The 19174-nt window shown below is 46.4% G+C and carries 20 protein-coding genes and 3 pseudogenes; 1 reads left to right on the forward strand and 22 read right to left on the reverse strand.

Features of this window, described 5'->3' with window-relative positions:
- Positions 1-87, forward strand: a pseudogene (locus tag AND4_RS20160) (amino acid ABC transporter permease); the annotation flags it as partial.
- 80 nt (positions 88-167) lie between these two features.
- On the opposite strand, the pseudogene glmU reads toward AND4_RS20160, so the two are convergent.
- The 22 genes and pseudogenes from glmU to AND4_RS17030 all read right to left on the reverse strand — a co-directional run.
- A pseudogene (glmU, locus tag AND4_RS16930) lies at positions 168-1528 on the reverse strand (bifunctional UDP-N-acetylglucosamine diphosphorylase/glucosamine-1-phosphate N-acetyltransferase GlmU).
- A gap of 147 nt (positions 1529-1675) precedes the next feature.
- Positions 1676-2098 (reverse strand): F0F1 ATP synthase subunit epsilon, encoded by a 423-nt coding sequence (locus AND4_RS16935; RefSeq protein WP_009844206.1) that lies wholly within the window; start codon positions 2096-2098, stop codon positions 1676-1678.
- Positions 2099-2116: 18 nt separating this feature from the next.
- A pseudogene (atpD, locus tag AND4_RS16940) lies at positions 2117-3522 on the reverse strand (F0F1 ATP synthase subunit beta).
- A gap of 35 nt (positions 3523-3557) precedes the next feature.
- Positions 3558-4424, reverse strand: coding sequence for a F0F1 ATP synthase subunit gamma (gene atpG / locus AND4_RS16945; protein ID WP_009844209.1), 867 nt, complete (start codon positions 4422-4424; stop codon positions 3558-3560).
- A 44-nt stretch (positions 4425-4468) separates the two neighbouring features.
- The gene (gene atpA / locus AND4_RS16950; RefSeq protein WP_009844210.1) at positions 4469-6010 is read right to left on the reverse strand and encodes a F0F1 ATP synthase subunit alpha; all 1542 of its coding nucleotides are present in this window, start codon (positions 6008-6010) and stop codon (positions 4469-4471) included.
- Between the two features lie 13 nt (positions 6011-6023).
- Entirely contained in the window at positions 6024-6557 is a 534-nt protein-coding gene (gene atpH / locus AND4_RS16955) for a F0F1 ATP synthase subunit delta (RefSeq protein ID WP_009844211.1), read from the reverse strand.
- A 14-nt stretch (positions 6558-6571) separates the two neighbouring features.
- Complete coding sequence (gene atpF, locus AND4_RS16960) at positions 6572-7042, reverse strand: F0F1 ATP synthase subunit B (protein ID WP_009844212.1); 471 nt, start codon at positions 7040-7042, stop codon at positions 6572-6574.
- 56 nt (positions 7043-7098) lie between these two features.
- Positions 7099-7356 (reverse strand): F0F1 ATP synthase subunit C, encoded by a 258-nt coding sequence (gene atpE, locus AND4_RS16965; protein WP_005372317.1) that lies wholly within the window; start codon positions 7354-7356, stop codon positions 7099-7101.
- A 55-nt stretch (positions 7357-7411) separates the two neighbouring features.
- Positions 7412-8224, reverse strand: coding sequence for a F0F1 ATP synthase subunit A (atpB, locus tag AND4_RS16970; RefSeq protein ID WP_005429781.1), 813 nt, complete (start codon positions 8222-8224; stop codon positions 7412-7414).
- Positions 8225-8232: 8 nt separating this feature from the next.
- Positions 8233-8622, reverse strand: coding sequence for a F0F1 ATP synthase subunit I (locus AND4_RS16975; RefSeq protein WP_009844213.1), 390 nt, complete (start codon positions 8620-8622; stop codon positions 8233-8235).
- Positions 8623-8811: 189 nt separating this feature from the next.
- Positions 8812-9693 (reverse strand): ParB/RepB/Spo0J family partition protein, encoded by an 882-nt coding sequence (locus AND4_RS16980; protein WP_009844214.1) that lies wholly within the window; start codon positions 9691-9693, stop codon positions 8812-8814.
- A 25-nt stretch (positions 9694-9718) separates the two neighbouring features.
- On the reverse strand, positions 9719-10492 hold the full coding sequence (locus tag AND4_RS16985) for a ParA family protein (RefSeq protein WP_009844215.1): 774 nt from the start codon (positions 10490-10492) through the stop codon (positions 9719-9721).
- A gap of 10 nt (positions 10493-10502) precedes the next feature.
- The gene (rsmG, locus tag AND4_RS16990) at positions 10503-11138 is read right to left on the reverse strand and encodes a 16S rRNA (guanine(527)-N(7))-methyltransferase RsmG (RefSeq protein ID WP_009844216.1); all 636 of its coding nucleotides are present in this window, start codon (positions 11136-11138) and stop codon (positions 10503-10505) included.
- Positions 11138-13033 (reverse strand): tRNA uridine-5-carboxymethylaminomethyl(34) synthesis enzyme MnmG, encoded by a 1896-nt coding sequence (mnmG, locus tag AND4_RS16995; protein ID WP_009844217.1) that lies wholly within the window; start codon positions 13031-13033, stop codon positions 11138-11140. Before mnmG ends, rsmG begins: the two co-directional genes overlap by 1 nt.
- Positions 13034-13502: 469 nt before the next feature.
- Positions 13503-13943 (reverse strand): FMN-binding protein MioC, encoded by a 441-nt coding sequence (mioC, locus tag AND4_RS17000; protein WP_009844218.1) that lies wholly within the window; start codon positions 13941-13943, stop codon positions 13503-13505.
- Between the two features lie 103 nt (positions 13944-14046).
- Complete coding sequence (mnmE, locus tag AND4_RS17005) at positions 14047-15408, reverse strand: tRNA uridine-5-carboxymethylaminomethyl(34) synthesis GTPase MnmE (RefSeq protein ID WP_009844219.1); 1362 nt, start codon at positions 15406-15408, stop codon at positions 14047-14049.
- A 132-nt stretch (positions 15409-15540) separates the two neighbouring features.
- The gene (gene yidC, locus AND4_RS17010; RefSeq protein ID WP_009844220.1) at positions 15541-17163 is read right to left on the reverse strand and encodes a membrane protein insertase YidC; all 1623 of its coding nucleotides are present in this window, start codon (positions 17161-17163) and stop codon (positions 15541-15543) included.
- A gap of 2 nt (positions 17164-17165) precedes the next feature.
- Positions 17166-17423 carry a membrane protein insertion efficiency factor YidD gene (yidD, locus tag AND4_RS19715; RefSeq protein WP_009844221.1) on the reverse strand — a complete coding sequence of 86 codons (258 nt, stop codon included), beginning with the start codon at positions 17421-17423 and terminating at the stop codon, positions 17166-17168.
- Positions 17390-17713, reverse strand: coding sequence for a ribonuclease P protein component (gene rnpA, locus AND4_RS17015; protein ID WP_009699098.1), 324 nt, complete (start codon positions 17711-17713; stop codon positions 17390-17392). The genes yidD and rnpA overlap by 34 nt, the downstream gene beginning before the upstream one ends.
- A gap of 46 nt (positions 17714-17759) precedes the next feature.
- Positions 17760-17894, reverse strand: coding sequence for a 50S ribosomal protein L34 (gene rpmH, locus AND4_RS17020; RefSeq protein WP_005378825.1), 135 nt, complete (start codon positions 17892-17894; stop codon positions 17760-17762).
- A gap of 243 nt (positions 17895-18137) precedes the next feature.
- Positions 18138-18875, reverse strand: coding sequence for an amino acid ABC transporter ATP-binding protein (locus tag AND4_RS17025; protein WP_009844222.1), 738 nt, complete (start codon positions 18873-18875; stop codon positions 18138-18140).
- On the reverse strand, positions 18872-19174 hold a 303-nt coding region (locus tag AND4_RS17030), incomplete at its 5' end, for an ABC transporter permease subunit (RefSeq protein ID WP_009844223.1). The genes AND4_RS17030 and AND4_RS17025, both read right to left, overlap by 4 nt.

A 19174-nucleotide genomic window follows, 5' to 3' on the forward strand; every position in this document is an offset into this window, starting at 1 on the left:
CTGGTCTTAGAGTATTTGGCACTGATTCTGTTGGTCTCTCAAGCGGTTCGCTGGTTAGAGAAACGCATCGCTATCCCAAGCCACTAGAAGCCGTCTCTCAAGCCACCAGATACAACAAAGCCGCTCATCATCAGCGGCTTTGGTTGATATCATTTAAAGGCTAGCGATTACTTTTGCTTGACTGGGCGCTGCCAATCTGTGATTTTGCGCTCTTTCGCACGAGTGATGACAAGTTCACCTTCTGCAACGTCTTTCGTCAAGGTAGTGCCTGCACCAATCGTTGCACCATCGGCAATGGTAACGGGCGCCACAAGCTGGCTATCTGAACCAACAAAAACGTCGTTACCAATTATGGTCTTAAACTTGTTGGCACCGTCGTAGTTACAGGTGATAGTGCCTGCACCTATATTGCTGCGTTGACCAATTTCTGTATCGCCTAAGTAAGTTAGGTGGTTTGCTTTAGAGCCTTCACCAATACGTGCGTTTTTCACTTCAACAAAATTACCGACGTGAGAATCATTACGCATCTCGGTACCAGGCCTCAGGCGTGTGAATGGACCAACCGTACACGCTTCTCCTACAGTGGCACCTTCTATCACACTGTAAGGGCGAACAATGGTGTTATCGTCGATTTCACAATCTTTCAATACGCAACCTGCGCCAATCACAACGTTATCACCCAGTGATACTTTACCTTCGATGATCACGTTCACATCGATTTCACAGTCCATACCATATTGCAGCTCACCACGTAGCTCAAAACGTGCAGGGTCACGCAACATCACGCCTTGCTCTAGCAATTTCTGCGCTTGCATTGATTGGAATGCGCGTTCAAGACGAGCCAATTGTGCACGATCGTTGACGCCTTCCACTTCAATCGCGTTTACTGGGTGTACCGCTTCAACAGCGCGGCCTTCATCATGCGCTGCCGCAATCACATCTGTTAGGTAGTATCACCTTGAGCGTTTTGATTGTTTAAACCAGCAAGCCAACGTTTCAGATCACCACCTGTCGCCACCAGCACACCCGTGTTGCATTCTTTAATGAGCTTCTGCTCTTCGGTTGCGTCTTTTTGCTCGACGATCGCCACTACCGGCCCGTTTTTACGAATAATACGACCATAACCCATTGGATTATCGAGCATCACGGTTAACAGAGCGATACCACCCGTAGGTTGCGCATCAAGCAGGTTTTCAATCGTTTCCGCTGAGATCAGCGGAACATCACCGTAAAGCACCAATACTTTTTCGTCGTCTTCAAACTTTGCAGACGCTTGATCAACCGCATGACCCGTGCCCAGTTGCTCCGCTTGCAGCACCCAGTTAACCGGCTCTTCTGCTAGCGTCTGTTGCATTTGATCACCACCATGGCCATAAACAAGGTGGAGGTTTTGTGCTCCGAGACCTACACATGTATCGATAACATGTTTTGCCATTGGCTTCCCTGCTAAAGTGTGCAGCACTTTAGGCATGTTCGAATACATACGGGTACCTTTACCCGCCGCTAGGATCACAGCACTGAATTTCATTTTTAACCTATTGACGCTTAGTTTTAATTGAGCGTTATTTTAAACGCCTAGGAAGGATTAGTTAATGGTGGGATGCAAATTTCTCACTAAAATTAAGCAAAAAGGCGACCAAATGGCCGCCTTTTTCGTGCACGTTGCTAATTGAGCTTAGCGACGCTTTTTGGTCAGCTCGATAACTCGAAGCTGAGCAATGGCTTTAGCCAGTTCACTGGCCGCTTGTGCAAAGTCCATATCACCATGCTGATTTTGGATTTTCTCCTCAGCGCGGCGCTTGGCTTCTTCTGCCTTCGCTGCGTCTAGATCTTCACCACGAATCGCCGTATCAGCCAGCACTGTAGCAGTACCTGGCTGAACTTCGACCATACCACCAGAGACATAAATGAACTCTTCGTGGCCGTGCTGTTTCACAATACGCACCATACCAGGCTTAATAGCGGACAGCAGCGGTGTGTGGCCGTGAAAAATACCCAGCTCACCCTCGCTACCGGTCACCTGAAACGTTTCAACGCGACCAGAGAAAATGCTTTTCTCAGCGCTTACTACGTCTAGGTGAAAGGTTATTGGTGCCATATCGCCTCCTAGTTAGCCTTATAGCTTCTTCGCATTCTCGATAGCATCGTCAATCGAACCGCAGTACATGAACGCTTGCTCTGGAATGTCATCGTATTCACCAGCTAGTAGACCTTTGAAGCCGCGTAGAGTCTCTTTAAGAGAAACATAAACGCCCGGGTCACCAGTAAATACTTCCGCTACGTGGTAAGGCTGAGTTAGGAAACGTTCAATCTTACGTGCACGAGATACAACTTGCTTATCTTCTTCAGATAGCTCGTCCATACCTAGAATCGCGATGATGTCTTTCAGCTCTTTGTAGCGCTGAAGCGTCTGCTGAACACCACGAGCTACGTCGTAGTGGTCCTGACCAACCACCAATGGATCTAGCATACGAGATGTAGAATCTAGTGGGTCGATCGCAGGGTATAGACCCATTGATGCGATGTTACGGTTAAGTACAACCGTTGCATCCAAGTGCGCGAACGTAGTTGCTGGAGATGGGTCAGTCAAGTCATCTGCTGGTACGTATACCGCCTGTACAGACGTGATAGAACCTTGCTTCGTTGAGATAATATACGCTCCTGCAGTACACCCATTTCTTCTGCAAGTGTAGGCTGGTAACCTACCGCAGATGGCATACGACCTAGCAGTGCTGATACTTCTGTACCTGCAAGCGTGTAACGGTAGATGTTATCGATAAACAATAGAACGTCACGACCTTCATCACGGAAGCGCTCAGCCATCGTTAGACCTGTCAGTGCAACACGTAGACGGTTGCCTGGTGGCTCGTTCATCTGACCGTAAACCATTGCTACTTTTGATTCTTCAGGCTTCTCGATGTTTACAACACCCGCTTCCTGCATCTCAAAGTAGAAATCGTTACCTTCACGAGTACGCTCACCAACACCAGCAAACACAGATAGACCTGAGTGTTGAAGTGCGATGTTGTTGATAAGCTCCATCATGTTAACGGTCTTACCTACACCCGCACCACCGAATAGACCGATTTTACCACCCTTAGCGAATGGACAAATCAAGTCGATGACTTTAACACCAGTTTCTAGTAGTGCAACTTCGTTTGATTGCTCTTCGTAGCTTGGCGCTTCGCGGTGGATAGAGTAAAGCTCTTCCGCACCGATCTCACCACACTCATCAATCGCGTCACCTAGAACGTTCATGATACGACCTAGGGTTTTAGTACCTACTGGTACTGAAATTGGAGCGCCAGTGTTAACCACCTCAACTCCACGACGTAAACCATCAGAGCTACCCATTACGATACAACGAACTACGCCACCGCCTAGCTGTTGCTGAACTTCAAGAACAAGACGCTCTTTTGAGTCCGTAACGTTTAGAGCGTCATATACACTAGGTACATTGCTCTGTGGGAACTCTACGTCGACTACCGCACCAATGATCTGTACGACCTTACCTGTAGCCATCGTTAATCCTCTAAACTATTTCGTTTAACCTAAGCTTAAACCGCTGCAGCACCTGATACGATTTCAGACAGTTCTTGTGTAATCGCAGCCTGACGGGCTTTGTTGTACACAAGTTCTAAGTCTTCAATCAGGTCACTCGCGTTATCCGTTGCAGCCTTCATCGCAATCATTCGAGCCGCTTGCTCACAAGCAAGATTCTCAACCACACCTTGGTAAACCTGAGACTCTACGTAACGCACAAGAAGTGTGTCCAATAGAGGTTTTGGTTCAGGCTCATAGATGTAATCCCATGAATGCTCACGCTGCATCTCTTCGCTGTCCGATTTAGGCAAAGGTAGCAATTGATCGATCGTTGGTTGCTGAACCATAGTATTCACAAATTTGTTGAACACTACGTACAGGCGATCCAATTCACCCTCATCGTATTTCTTTAGCATTACGCTTACAGAACCGATTAGGTCTTCAAGGCTTGGGCTATCACCCAGACCTGAAACCTGAGCAGCAACTTTTGCGCCACTGCTGTTGAAAAATGCCGTTGCTTTTGAACCAACAACCGCCAGTTCAACTTCTGCACCTTTCTCTTTCCAAGCCTGCATATCTATAACGGCTTTTTTGAACACGTTAATGTTCAAGCCACCACACAGGCCACGGTCTGTAGAAACGATGATGTAACCAACACGCTTGGCTTCACGCTCTTCTAGGTACGGATGACGGTACTCTAGGTTTGCGTTTGCCACATGACCGATCACTTTACGCATGGTTTCAGCGTATGGACGAGAAGCTTCCATTGCATCTTGAGAACGACGCATTTTTGAAGCTGCCACCATTTCCATCGCTTTCGTAATTTTCTGCGTGCTTTTAACACTACCGATTTTATTACGTATCTCTTTTGCGCCGGCCATCGTTACTCTCCGTTAGTTGGTGGCAGAAACTGCCACCGACCTAATTACCAAGTTTGGGTTGCTACGAAGTCGTCAGTCAGTTTCTTCAACTGAGCTTCAACTTCATCGTTGTACGCACCCGACTTGTCGATCTCAGCTGCAAATTCAGCGTATTGACCGCGAGCATACGATAGTAGAGCCGCTTCAAAATCTAGCAATTTGTTGATTTCAACATCTGCTAAATAGCCGCGCTCTGCCGCGAAGATTACTAGTGCTTGGTCAAAGACAGACATTGGAGCGTACTGCTTTTGCTTCATAAGTTCTGTCACTTTTTGACCATGGTCTAGCTGTTTCTTCGTCGCTTCATCAAGGTCAGATGAGAACTGTGCGAATGCCGCTAGTTCACGGTACTGAGCTAGTGCAGTACGGATACCGCCAGATAGCTTCTTGATGATTTTCGTCTGAGCTGAACCACCTACACGAGATACTGAGATACCAGGGTCAACAGCTGGACGGATACCCGCGTTGAATAGCTCAGTTTGTAGGAAGATCTGACCATCGGTAATCGAGATTACGTTAGTCGGTACGAATGCTGAAACGTCACCAGCTTGAGTTTCAATGATAGGAAGCGCGGTTAAAGAACCCGTCTTACCTTTCACTTCACCGTTAGTGAAACGCTCTACATACTCTTCGTTTACACGAGCAGCACGCTCTAGTAGACGCGAGTGTAGGTAGAATACATCACCTGGGAATGCCTCACGGCCTGGTGGACGTTTTAGTAGTAGAGAGATCTGACGGTAAGCTACCGCTTGCTTAGATAGATCATCATAAACAATCAGTGCGTCTTCACCGCGATCGCGGAAGTATTCACCCATCGCACAACCTGCGTATGGCGCTAGGTATTGCAGCGCTGCAGATTCAGAAGCTGATGCAACAACAACGATAGTGTTTGCTAACGCGCCGTGCTCTTCCAGTTTGCGAACTACGTTAGCGATAGTCGATGCTTTCTGACCGATGGCTACGTAGATAGAGAAAATACCAGAGTCTTTCTGGTTGATAATCGCATCGATCGCCATTGCTGTTTTACCAGTCTGACGGTCACCGATCACAAGCTCACGCTGACCACGACCGATAGGGATCATTGAGTCAACTGATTTGTAACCTGTTTGCACAGGCTGGTCTACCGATTTACGGTCGATTACACCTGGTGCGATTACTTCTACAGGCGAAGTAAGTTTCGCTTCGATTGGACCTTTACCATCGATAGGTTCACCTAGCGTGTTCACTACGCGACCTAGTAGTTCTGGTCCAACTGGCACTTCAAGAATGCGGCCAGTACCTGTAACTTTCATGCCTTCCTTAAGGTCAGCATATGGGCCCATTACTACCGCACCAACCGAGTCACGCTCAAGGTTAAGTGCGAGTGCATAACGGCCACCCGGTAATTCAATCATTTCACCTTGCATCACGTCCGCTAGGCCGTGAATGCGGATGATACCATCGCTTACCGATACGATAGTACCCTCGTTGCGAGCTTCACTAACAACATCGAAAGATTCGATACGCTGTTTAATTAGATCGCTAATTTCCGTGGAATTAAGTTGCATGCTCCAATCCCCATTAAGACTGCAATGCATCGCTCAGGCGGTTCAAACGACCTCGCGCTGAGTCATCGATGACTAGGTCTCCGGCTCGAATAATAACCCCACCAAGTAGGGTCTCATCTACGCTGCAATTCAGCTTCACTTTGCGTTCAAGACGCACTTCAAGTTTGCTGCCAATTTTTGCTAGCTGTTCATCAGAAAGCTCGCTTGCTGAAATGACTTCAACATCGATCTCTTTCTCATGTTCTTTCTTCAATAAGAAGAACTGCTCACAAACATCGGGAAGGGCCGATAAACGACCATTCTCAGCCATAACCTTAATCAGGTTTTGACCGTGCGCATCAACTTGTTCACCGCAAACTGCAACAAAAATTTCTGCCATTTTATCAGCGGAAACAGAGCCGGTTAAAAGCTCTTTCATTTGTTCGTTCTTGGTAACTTCAGTAGCAAAAGATAACATTTGGCCCCATTGGTCCAACTGGTCTTTGTCTACCGCAAAGTCAAAAGCTGCTTTAGCATAGGGGCGTGCGATTGTAGTCAAATTAGACATATGCGCCCCCAGACTTAAAGTTTTGCAGTAATGTTGTCGAGAATATCTTTCTGAGCGTCTTTATCGATTGTACGCTCCAAAATTTTCTCGGCACCAGCTACAGCCAGAGTAGCAACTTGTTTGCGCAGCTCATCGCGTGCACGATTGCGTTCAGCTTCAAGTTCTGCTTCTGCTTGCGCTAGGATGTTCTGGCGTTCTGCCTGAGCTTCCTCGCGGGCTTCGTCAAGAATTTGAGACTTACGCTTATTCGCTTGATCGATGATCTCAGTTGCTGTGCGCTTCGCTTCTTTCAATTGATCAGAAGCGTTGGCTTGTGCCAGATCCAAGTCTTTTGCAGCACGTTCAGCTGCTTGAAGGCCATCAGCAATTTTCTTCTGACGTTCTTCAATCGCTTGCATCAACGGTGGCCATACATACTTCATGCAGAACCACACAAATAGTGCGAACGAGATTGCTTGACCTAGCAGAGTTGCGTTTATATTCACAACAGCTACTCCCTCTTAAGAATCAACTACAAAAATACAATTAACAGAGTCGTTAATTAGCCTGCTAGTTGACCCACAAATGGGTTTGCGAAAGTGAATAGTAGCGCGATTACGATACCGATCATTGGAACCGCATCAAGTAGACCTGCGATGATGAACATCTTAACTTGTAGCATAGGAGCCATTTCTGGTTGACGTGCTGCACCTTCTAGGAATTTACCACCTAGTAGTGCGAAACCAATCGCTGTACCAAGAGAAGCAAGACCGACGATAATACCTACGGCGATTGCAGAAAAGCTCAGTAAAGTTTCCATTACTATCTCCAATTTATAGTTGTTGGCTTAGTGCCCAAATAAAAAGCTTAAAAAATTAATGATCAGAATCTTCGTGTGCCATTGACAGGTAAACAATTGTCAACATCATGAATACGAAGGCTTGAATCGTAATAACCAAGATATGGAAGATTGCCCACGGTAGTGAACCCATCCATTGCAAGTACCATGGTAGCATTGCCGCACAAAGAATAAATACAACCTCACCCGCGAACATGTTACCGAAGAGACGCATACCAAGTGAAAGAGGCTTCGCAAGTAGCGATACCACTTCAATCAGTAGGTTAAACGGAATCATCAGTGGGTGATTGAATGGATGTAGTGCAAGTTCTTTTGCGAATCCACCTAGACCTTTCACTTTGATGCTGTAGTAGATCATCAATGCGAAAACGCCTAGAGCCATAGCCATGGTGATATTCACATCAGCAGACGGTACAACCTTAAGGTAAGGGATACCTAGCCAATGTTCTGCTGGGTACGGTAAGAAGTCGATCGGAACTAAGTCCATCACGTTCATCAAAAATACCCAACAAAAGATAGTCAGTGCTAAAGGCGCGATCAGTGGGTTGCGTCCATGGAACGTGTCTTTGACGTTTTCCGCGACAAATTCAACGATCATTTCTACAGCACACTGAAGCTTACCCGGTACACCCGCTGTTGTTCTCTTTGCTACTTTGTAAAAAATTCCAAGGAAGATTAAACCAGTAAACCAAGAAAAAAACAGGCTATCGATATGTACGTTCCAGAAACTTGCTTCATCCGCGACCAAGCCTAACTTAGCTAAAGATAGGTTTGATAAGTGGTGGGCAATGTAACCGGACGATGTTAGCGCTTCACCTGGCGCAGCCATAACTCATCCTATTTTTTGTTGTTAATGAATAGCACTGGTGCACAGATATTAATACCTAGTACCAGCAAATAGGTTAGTTTGAGGGGAACAAGTTCCACCTGCATATACATGTAGGCTACGCAGAACAACACAACCGTGATGAGGATTTTCAGAACTTCACCAGTGAAGAAAGACACCGCAATGCGCTTGGCAGCACGAGCCCCACTAAACATAAAAGCACATAGCGCAAAGACAGCATTGGCAACAACAAAAATGCCCCCACCAACCAGCGCTGAAATTCCCCATTCAGGATTCACGGCCATCGCCATTCCTGCAGCCACAAAAATAACCGCGCCAGACTGGATCATTAACAATTGCTTCGCGAGCGCTCGTCCTGGTCTAGCTAACGCAGCTACCATGTATTCGTACCTCTAGTAATATCCACTTTGCACTAAATGTTCTGTGCAGGGAAATTGGCAAAAATTATACGGTGAGAACAATTGAATGCAATTATATTGCATCAAAAACTTACAGTTTTGTTTACAATCCGACAACTTTCACACAAAATTTGGTTATTTTGATTAATTGACCTAAATCAATTATCTCATCTAGGCCTCTAGCTTGGCAATCAGTTGATTCAATTTGTGAGGCTCATCAAGACTTATCGTCACTTTCGCTTTGCCGTTCGCAGAACGGACCAAAGAAACCTTAGCATCAAGCAGTTGGCTCAATTTATGCGACATTTGCTCTGCTTCGGTATCTTCTTGTTGAGCTTTTTGCTCGTTTTGTGGTGCTAAACACCTTTTTACTAACTGTTCAGTTTGTCGAACCGTCATTTGCTTGTTAGCAACCTGCTGAGCCACGTCGACTTGCTGTTCGCCCTCTAGCGCCAACAAAGCCCTGGCGTGACCCATTTCCAGCTTTTTATTTGCAACCAGATCTTTTACATCCACTTCTAACTGATTTAGACGTAAGAGGTTACTGACCGTCGTTCTTGATTTACCGATTACATCAGCCACTTGCTGATGAGTAAGGGTAAATTCATCTTGCAGACGCTCAAGCGCTTGGGCTTCTTCAATCACATTCAAATCTTCACGTTGAATGTTTTCGATAAGCGCCATTGCAATCGCAGCACGGTCTTCGACCTTTTTCACCAAACAAGGCACACGCTTAAGGCCAGCCTGTTTTGCTGCACGCCAACGGCGTTCGCCGGCAATAATTTCAAATTGACCGCCTGCGACTTGACGAACAACGATCGGCTGAATGATACCTTGTGATTGGATCGAGGCAGCCAGCTCTTCAAGCGCTTCTGATGCCATATCCTTACGCGGTTGGTATACCCCGGGCTGTAATTGACCAATCGCCAAATCTGTCAATTCACCATCCGCCGACAATGCTTGGCTATGCGATGCAATGTGCTGTTTTTCACGAGCCAATGAACTGGTCGACAACAAGGCATCCAGTCCTTTTCCTAGACCACGCTTAGACATAAGAGGAATTCCTCAGGTTAGAGAGTTAAACTTGGATTTCTTCGCGGCGGAGCATTTCGCCCGCTAGAGCAAGATATGCTTTGGCGCCAGCAGAGTACTTGTCATAGTACATAGCTGGTTTACCGTGGCTCGGCGCTTCTGCCAAACGCACATTACGTGGGATCACGGTTCGGTAAACTTTACTACCAAAGTGTTTTTTAAGTTGATCGGATACTTCATTAGATAGGCGGTTGCGTGGATCGTACATAGTACGTAATAAACCTTCGATTTTGAGGTTCTCATTGACCACTGCCGCTAACTTACTGATTGTATCCATAAGAGCAGTTAAACCTTCTAGCGCAAAGTATTCACATTGCATCGGCACCAGCACAGAATCGGCAGCTGCCATAGCATTGATTGTAAGAAGGTTCAGAGAAGGAGGACAATCGATAAAGATGAAATCATAGTTATCGCGAACTGGCGCAAGAGCGTTTTTAAGACGAACCTCACGTGCGAACACTTCCATCAGTTTGATTTCTGCAGCGGTAACATCGCCATTCGCAGCAATCAGGTCGTATTTTCCTGTGGTTTCAGTACAAACCACTTGATCAAATGGAGTATCTTCAACCAGAAGATCATACGCTGTTGCGTCAACCATGTATTTATCGACACCACTGGCCATCGTAGCGTTGCCTTGAGGGTCGAGATCGATCACCAAAACCTTGCGCTTTGTTGCTGCCATCGAAGCTGCCAAGTTAATGCACGTTGTTGTTTTGCCGACCCCACCTTTCTGGTTGGCGATTGCTACAATTTTACCCACGATTTCCTCGCTAATTTTCCTTGCGCGATAAGATTACTAGATGACGATCGCCTTCCAGCTCAGGAACAGCCAAAGATATGATCTCTGTCACACTACACCATTTAGGAAGCAGATCAATTTCATCTTTAGGGTGAACGCCCTTTAAGGCAAGGAACACCCCTGAATCTGGTTTAGGCAGATGATGACACCACTCCACCATGTCCGTCATTGAAGCAAAAGCTCGACTCAAAACACCATCAAATTTTTCTTCTGGCTGAAATTCTTCAACACGACTTTGAATTGCCGTCACATTTTTCAGCCCTAATGTGTGCACAACTTGCTTGATAAAGCGAATACGCTTACCGAGACTGTCGAGCAAATAAAAACTTTTCTCTGGGTTCATGATAGCCAATGGAATACCTGGCAATCCAGGCCCTGTACCAACATCGATAAAGCGTTCTCCTGGTAAGTGAGTGCTAACGACTATGCTATCAAGGATATGCTTAACTAGCATCTCCTGAGGGTCACGAACCGATGTTAGGTTGTAAGCTTTGTTCCACTTATCGAGCAGTTCGACGTAACCAACTAACTGCTCACGTTGTTTTTCAGATACTTGCAAATCAGTCTGTGCAATCAAAGCATCCAATCTTGTGCGTAAATTGCTCATTACTCTTCCTCACCTTTCTTCAGCAAACCATGCTTCTTCAGGTGAACAAGCAGAATAGAAATCGCCGCAGGCGTAATACCTGATATACGTGAGGCAATGCCAATGCTCTCAGGTTTGGCTTCTGTCAGCTTAGCCACCACTTCGTTAGACAGGCCTTTCACGTCCTGATAATCCAAGTCTGTAGGCAACTTGGTGTGTTCGTGACGCAGAGATTTTTCGATTTCGTCTTGCTGACGCTTAATGTAACCGTCGTACTTCACTTGAATTTCAACTTGCTCAGAGGCTTGTTGATCTTCTAAAGCTGGCGCGAAGGCATCAAGTTGAGTGAGAGTTGAGTACACGATCTCTGGACGACGCAAAAGATCCTCACCACTAGCCTCACGTGCCATTGGTGTTTTCAATAGCTTGTTCAGCTCATCGATGCCTGCCGAATTCGGGTTCATCCACGTCGATTTTAAACGTTGACGTTCCGTCTCCATGTTATCGATTTTTTGGTTGAAACGAGCCCAACGAGCATCATCGACCAAGCCAAGTTCACGCGCTTTCTCCGTCAAACGTAGATCGGCATTGTCTTCACGCAACAACAGACGGTATTCGGCGCGAGAGGTAAACATGCGGTACGGTTCTTTCGTGCCCATGGTCGATAGATCGTCAATCAATACCCCCATATAAGCTTGGTCACGGCGTGGGCTCCAGCCTTCTTTGCCTTGACTGTGCAAACTTGCATTCAGACCAGCCATTAAACCTTGTGCTGCGGCTTCTTCGTAACCCGTTGTACCATTGATTTGACCAGCAAAGAACAAGCCATTAATGAATTTAGTCTCGTAAGTTTGTTTTAAATCACGTGGGTCGAAGAAATCGTACTCAATCGCGTAGCCGGGGCGAACAATGTGCGCGTTCCCAAACCCTTTCATCGAACGAACGATTTGTACCTGAACATCAAATGGCAAGCTGGTGGAAATACCGTTCGGGTACAACTCATGTGTTGTTAGTCCTTCCGGTTCAATAAAGATTTGGTGACTGTTCTTGTCTGCAAAACGCATCACTTTGTCTTCGATAGAAGGACAGTAACGCGGGCCAATTCCTTCGATCACTCCAGCATACATTGGGCTACGATCGAGGTTGTTACGGATCACATCATGAGTTTGTTCGTTGGTGTGAGTAATAAAACACGGAATTTGGCGTGGCTGATGCTCGCGTTTACCCATGAATGAAAATACTGGGGTTGGATTATCACCGTGTTGTGCTTCCAACACTGAGAAATCCACGCTACGCGCATCAATACGCGGTGGTGTACCGGTTTTTAAACGATCGACACGAAAAGGCAGTTCACGAAGTCGATCCGCCAGTGCGATCGATGGTGGATCTCCAGCTCGACCGCCTGAGGAGCTTTCCATGCCTATGTGGATCTTGCCACCAAGGAATGTCCCAACGGTTAATACCACGGCGTTAGCATGGAATTTCAGACCCATTTGCGTTACAACACCAACCACACGATCTTGGTTCACAATCAGGTCATCAACCGACTGTTGGAACAATGTTAGGTTTGGTGTGTTCTCTAACGCATTACGTACGTACGCTTTGTACAAGGCACGGTCAGCTTGTGCTCGTGTGGCTCGAACTGCTGGACCTTTGGAAGCATTGAGTGTTCGGAATTGAATACCTGCATGATCAATGGCCTCAGCCATCAAACCGCCCATTGCATCCACTTCTTTTACTAAGTGACCTTTACCGATACCACCTATCGCGGGGTTACAAGACATCTGGCCTAATGTATCGATATTATGGGTAAGGAGGAGGGTTTTTTGTCCTGTGCGTGCAGATGCAAGCGCGGCTTCCGTTCCTGCGTGTCCGCCACCGACAACAATGACGTCAAAGTTTTCGTGATAAAGCATGAACTGACCTCAGGTATTCAAAGGATTTAATGGACAAATAAAAGGAGCGGTATTTTACCTTTTTTATCCGCGAGAGAGAATCGTTTTCTCGTTTTTCAAATCTTCGTCTCTAAGACTATATATATAAGATCTATATATATGATCTTTTATTGGATCTATTATTAGGATCGCATGTTTCTGTGGATAACTAAAAAATGATCAACAAGATCATGGATCTTATTGGGATCGTATCTTGTGATCATCACTTGATCAAAACGAGGATTACCTGAGATCAAAATACCCGGTTATGCACAGGGGTGAAAAAGGATCAAAGTTGTTATTTGGATAACTATAGGAAAAACACTGGATATTAGCCTAGTTATGCACAGGCGGTTTGAGGTTTTTTTGAGCGGTTGAACAAAAAAGTTTTGAAGAAAGTTATTCACAGAGGAGAAAAACAGAGTCGACATACGACTCTGTTAAAGAGGAATTAAGCAGAAAAGCGATCCAGGTTTTGCTTTAACCACACTTCTGCGGCGTCTTCAGGTACATCGTGGCTTAGTACGTCAATCTTCAAGCAGTCGGTGATTGGCGTTGCGCCAATGTCTTCTAACAGGTCGTAAGCATGTTGGCCAGCAGCACAGAACGTATCGTAGCTTGAGTCACCAATTGCGATTACTGCAAAATTGACGTCTGTCATATTAGGTGGCGTGTTTTGTAATGCAGCGATGAAAGGCTGAATGTTATCTGGGTATTCACCCGCGCCGTGAGTTGAAGTTATTACCAACCAAGTGCCTTGGTTTTCGATCGCAGACAACTCTGGCTGGTTGTGGATCGTCGTTTCAAAACCATTTTCATTGAGTAGATCACTTAGGTGATCACCTACGTATTCTGCGCCACCTAACGTACTGCCTGTAATAATGTGGATCATGTGTCTTCCTTTATTGAGCTTCACTGACACTAGGATGTCATTAGCGTCAGTACAAAAAGAAACGCGGCGTTAAAGTTCTGCTTCTTAACACCGCGCGCTTTGATTATTTACCGATACAGAATGAAGAGAAAATTCGTCCGAGTAAGTCGTCAGAGCTGAACTCACCGGTAATCTCATTCAGGTGTTGCTGAGTGATGCGCAGCTCTTCAGCTAAGATTTCTCCAGCCATATAGCCTTCAAGTTGTTCTTGACCTATTTGAAGGTGTTGAGCAGCACGCTCTAGCGAGTCTAGGTGGCGACGACGCGCCATAAAGCCACCCTCTGTATTACCTGAGAAGCCCATGCATTCTTTTAAGTGAGTACGCAGGGCATCCACTCCTGTCCCTGTTTTTGCTGAGAGGCGAATCAGGGTCGGATCATTCACGTGACAGATCCCCATCTCTTCACCGGTTTGATCCGCTTTATTACGGATCACTGTCATGCCTATGCTGTTTGGTAGGCGATCAACAAAGTCAGGCCAGATATCTTTTGGATTTGTCGCGTCAGTGGTCGTGCCATCTACCATGAACAGTACACGGTCGGCTTGGGCGATTTCATCCCATGCGCGTTCAATTCCGATTTTCTCAACTTCATCTGAGGCGTCACGCAGGCCTGCGGTATCGATAATGTGAAGTGGCATACCATCGATGTGGATATGTTCACGAAGCACGTCACGGGTGGTCCCGGCGATGTCTGTGACGATAGCCGACTCCTTGCCAGACAAGGCGTTGAGTAGGCTTGATTTCCCCGCATTCGGACGGCCAGCAATGACGACTTTCATACCTTCACGCATGATCGCGCCTTGGTTGGCTTCTTTACGCACTGCATTGAGGTTATCAATGATCGCTTGCAAGTCGCCAGAGACTTTACCATCGGCTAAAAAGTCGATCTCTTCTTCTGGGAAGTCAATTGCGGCTTCTACGTAGATACGTAAGTGGATCAGAGATTCCACCAGAGTCTGAATACGTTGTGAGAACTGACCTTGCAGTGATTGAAGCGCTGATTTTGCTGCTTCTTCTGAGCTTGCATCGATAAGGTCAGCAATGGCTTCTGCCTGAGTTAGGTCCATTTTATCGTTCAAGAATGCACGCTCAGAGAATTCACCAGGACGGGCGGCACGCACATCATTAATACCGAGAATACGCTTAATCAGCATGTCCATTACTACAGGGCCGCCGTGACCTTGCAGCTCAAGCACGTCTTCGCCCGTAAACGAATGTGGGTTGGGGAAGTACAGCGCAATACCTTGGTCTAGTACGGTGCCATCTCCCGCTTGGAACGGCAGATACTCGGCGTAGCGAGGTTTGAGTTTTTTACCTGTGACTTCCAGTGCCACTTGATTGGCCTTAGGGCCTGAAACACGAATAATGCCGACACCACCACGGCCGGGTGCAGTAGCCTGAGCGACAATCGTATCTGTAGTCATAATCTTGCCTTTTGAGCTGGGCTATAGGTGTGATCACCCAGGGAGCCAGAACCAATGAATTAGCTGAATTGTAATCAGCCAAAAACAAAAAGGCGACCTTTTGGCCGCCTTTCTTATGCTTTTCTATCAAGGTTACTTGGTGTGTAAGCCCTTTTTCTCCAGCGATTTATAAATCAGAGTCTGCTGGATAAGCGTAACTATGTTCGACACCAACCAGTATAGAACTAGGCCAGATGGGAACATGAAGAAGAAGAAGGTGAACATAAGCGGCATGAAGGTCATGATCTTCTGCTGCATTGGATCTGTCACGGTCGTTGGGCTCATTTTCTGGATGATGAACATTGATACACCCATCAATACAGGCAGGATGTAATATGGGTCCTGTGCTGATAGGTCATGAATCCAACCGAAGAATGGTGAGTGGCGTAGCTCAACCGACTCCATGAGTGCCCAATAGAGTGAGATGAAGATAGGCATCTGTAGGACAAGAGGTAGACAGCCACCCAGCGGGTTTACTTTCTCTTTCTTGTACAGCTCCATCATTTCTTGGCTCATGCGCTGACGGTCATCACCGATGCGCTCACGCATAGCTTGCAGCTTAGGCTGTAGCATGCGCATTTTCGCCATAGAAGTGTATTGCGCTTTCGTCAATGGGTACATTGCACCACGAACGATAAAGGTCAAACAGACGATTGCTATACCCCAGTTCCCCACAAAGCTTTGAATGAAAGCAAGCAGTGAGTGGAGTGGTTTAGCAAGGAACCATAGCCAACCGTAGTCTACGACTAGGTCAAGGTTTGGTGCCACTGCCGCCATTTCGTTTTGTAGTTTAGGTCCAACCCACAATGTGGCTTTGAAGGTCGTTTGGTCGCCCGTCGCAATTGTTTTGTTTGGTATACGTACGCCGATGTCGCCTAGGTTACCAATCACACGAGTGTACAGGTTGGTTCCTGGTTCATCGCGTGGGATCCAAGCGGCAGCGAAGTAGTGTTGGATCATTGCCGCCCAACCTTTACCGTCTGCTAGGTTAATAGACAGGTTACGATCCTGCATATCGTCGAAGCTGTATTTTTTGTAACGAACGTCTTCTGTTGAGTAAGCACCGCCACGGTAGGTTGGCATGGTAATGCTGCCACCATCGTCCATCAGGTTTTGACGCAAGTGAGCGTACATACCTAAGGTTGCGTTATTACCTGAGTTGTTCACGATATCGTATTCAACGTTTAGCGCGTAGCTGCCGCGTTCGAACACGTAAGTCTTGATGTACTCGATCCCGTTTGCTGTGAATGTCATTGGAACGCGTAGTTCGTCTTGACCATCAGGCAGAGTAAAACTGTCTGCACTTACTTTGTAGCTCGGACGGTTAGTGCTGCTTAGGTCGATACCTTGAGGACCCACTAGACCACTTTGCGCGATGAACTGATGACCTTTGGTGTCTTTTAGCAGAACGAACGGGTCTGATGAATCAAGTTCAGCAGAGTATTTGTTAAGGTTGGCATGTACCACATCGCCACCTAGGGTGTCGATCGACAGAGTTAAAACATCAGTCGTTACTGTGATAGTTTTTGCAGAAGCTTGCTGTTGGCCAGGCACTGGGTCTAGCTCGTCAGCAAAAGATGGTGCAGGTAAAGTACTGCTTGATTGAGCCTGTTCAATTGCTTGGGGTGCCGGGTTCTTTGCTACTTGCCATTTTTGAAACAGCATGAAAGAAACCAGTGCCAGAGCAATGAGCAGGATATTACGTTGAGAATCCATCGTTAGTTATCTCTGTCTTGTTTTTGGGCTGGTGGAACGGGGTCATACCCCCCTTCATTCAAAGGGTGGCATTTTAATAGACGTTTGCCTGATAACCAACATCCTTTTACAAAACCGTGAGCTCTCAAAGCTTCTAGTGCGTAAGTGGAGCAGGTTGGTGTAAACCGGCAGCGAGGACCAATCAGAGGGCTGATAAACCAGCGATAAAGATTAATGAGCCCAATGGCTATCCACGTGAAGGGCGAGACAGGCGATGCCATAGCTTATCAAACAACTTAAATAATTCCTCATTGCTTAAATCTTGCGCGCTTTTTTTCGCGATCACAACAAAATCTTTGTTTGGAAGTTGATGTTGATTATTACGAAAGCTTTCACGAGCCAAACGTTTAAAGCGGTTACGACCGACAGCAGTTTTGATTTGCTTTTTCGGAACAGCTAAACCTAATCGTGGGTGAGAAAGTTTGTTATTGCGAGCAATGATGGTGAAATGAGGCGAGCCAGCTCGATGAGCTTGCTGGAAGACGTTTTGATAATGCTCGGGAGTTAACAAACGTAACTCCCGATTAAACGCGTACGTGTTCAAAATAAACTAGCGATTATTTTGATAGGCGCGCACGGCCTTTCGCACGACGTGCGTTGATAACTTTACGACCGTTCTTAGTTGCCATGCGAGCACGGAAACCGTGAGTACGCTTGCGCTTTAGAACTGTAGGTTGAAAAGTGCGTTTCATGATAATTACCTTTACTGATCAGTAGTTTTAGGTTCTTGTTAAACCCGGCGTGGGCATGTTGCTTTCTTATTATAAAGAAGCTCTTTATTAAAAGAAGAATAACCGACGCCTCTCAACAAAGAGGCGGAATTGTAATCACACTCACATAAAGTGTCAATGACTGATGAGTACGAAATTCCGGCCGAGCGATTATACGTAGTGTGAGTAAAATCTCAAGGATCGATTGATCTTGATGCTTGATCTTTACTCTATTCCCACTTGGTTAAGGAATTTTTTTAAACGAGGATCTTGTGGATTATCGAAGATATCCTGTGGAGAACCTTGTTCTATGATGTTGCCTTCGGCCATGAAGATCACTCTGTCAGCCACTTCTTTGGCAAATTGCATTTCGTGTGTAACCACCAGCATGGTCTGATTTTGTTTAGCTAAGTCCTTCATTAATGAGAGAACTTCTCCCACTAGCTCGGGATCCAGAGCAGACGTTGGTTCATCAAATAGCAGTAATTCAGGTTGCAGCGCCATCGCTCTACCGATACCCACACGTTGTTGCTGGCCACCAGACAAAGCCGCTGGATAACTTTCGCCTTTATCGCCAAGGCCGATATCATCCAGAATCTTTTGAGCGCGTTGCAGTGCGTCGTCTTTTTTCCAACCACGTACGGTGATCAAGCCTTCTGCAATGTTCTGCCGCGCGTTCATATGAGCAAACAGTGCGTAATTTTGGAACACAAATGCGGTGCGGCGGCGCAGGGCCAATACTTCAGCTTTAGTGTGCTTTTGTGTGTCGACTGAGATGTCATCAATGGTGATACGACCCTCATCAGCTTGTTCTAAAAAGTTAACTGTGCGTAGCAGAGTCGATTTACCCGTTCCACTTGAGCCAATAATGACGATGATCTCACCTTGGTTGATATCGAGATCTATGCCTTTTAATACCTCAGTTGCGCCAAAGCGTTTGTGAATATTTTCTAATTTGATCATCGTACATATGCCTTATTCAATCTCGCTTCAGCCCAAGTTTGTACTCGAGTTAGGATAACCACCACGCCCCAGTAAATCAGAGCGACGGCAAGGAAAGCTTCAAAGAAGCGGAAACTAGAGGAGGCTTCCATTTGTGCCTTAGCCATGATTTCAGCCACACCAAGAGTAAAGGCGAGTGAAGTCGACTTTATCATGTCGATGAAATAGTTCATCAAGGAGGGGAGTGCAACGCGTGTGGCTTGTGGAAGTACGACGCGGCGCATCGCTTGTGTGGTCGTCATGCCAACGGATAAACTCGC

Origin of the sequence: Vibrio sp. AND4, from assembly GCF_000171815.1 — a bacterium.
GTDB lineage: Bacteria > Pseudomonadota > Gammaproteobacteria > Enterobacterales > Vibrionaceae > Vibrio.

Bases quoted from the DNA above. Each gene is read 5' to 3' on its own strand.
- atpB (WP_005429781.1), bottom strand. From the start codon at position 8,224: ATGGCTGCGCCAGGTGAAGCGCTAACATCGTCCGGTTACATTGCCCAC.
- AND4_RS16935 (WP_009844206.1), bottom strand. From the start codon at position 2,098: ATGGCACCAATAACCTTTCACCTAGACGTAGTAAGCGCTGAGAAAAGC.
- yidC (WP_009844220.1), bottom strand. From the start codon at position 17,163: ATGGATTCTCAACGTAATATCCTGCTCATTGCTCTGGCACTGGTTTCT.
- AND4_RS16975 (WP_009844213.1), bottom strand. From the start codon at position 8,622: ATGGTAGCTGCGTTAGCTAGACCAGGACGAGCGCTCGCGAAGCAATTG.
- mnmE (WP_009844219.1), bottom strand. From the start codon at position 15,408: ATGACTACAGATACGATTGTCGCTCAGGCTACTGCACCCGGCCGTGGT.
- atpG (WP_009844209.1), bottom strand. From the start codon at position 4,424: ATGGCCGGCGCAAAAGAGATACGTAATAAAATCGGTAGTGTTAAAAGC.
- atpH (WP_009844211.1), bottom strand. From the start codon at position 6,557: ATGTCTAATTTGACTACAATCGCACGCCCCTATGCTAAAGCAGCTTTT.
- rpmH (WP_005378825.1), bottom strand. From the start codon at position 17,894: ATGAAACGCACTTTTCAACCTACAGTTCTAAAGCGCAAGCGTACTCAC.
- atpE (WP_005372317.1), bottom strand. From the start codon at position 7,356: ATGGAAACTTTACTGAGCTTTTCTGCAATCGCCGTAGGTATTATCGTC.
- atpA (WP_009844210.1), bottom strand. From the start codon at position 6,010: ATGCAACTTAATTCCACGGAAATTAGCGATCTAATTAAACAGCGTATC.
- rsmG (WP_009844216.1), bottom strand. From the start codon at position 11,138: ATGAGCAATTTACGCACAAGATTGGATGCTTTGATTGCACAGACTGAT.
- yidD (WP_009844221.1), bottom strand. From the start codon at position 17,423: ATGGCATCGCCTGTCTCGCCCTTCACGTGGATAGCCATTGGGCTCATT.
- mioC (WP_009844218.1), bottom strand. From the start codon at position 13,943: ATGATCCACATTATTACAGGCAGTACGTTAGGTGGCGCAGAATACGTA.
- AND4_RS16980 (WP_009844214.1), bottom strand. From the start codon at position 9,693: ATGTCTAAGCGTGGTCTAGGAAAAGGACTGGATGCCTTGTTGTCGACC.
- AND4_RS17025 (WP_009844222.1), bottom strand. From the start codon at position 18,875: ATGATCAAATTAGAAAATATTCACAAACGCTTTGGCGCAACTGAGGTA.
- mnmG (WP_009844217.1), bottom strand. From the start codon at position 13,033: ATGCTTTATCACGAAAACTTTGACGTCATTGTTGTCGGTGGCGGACAC.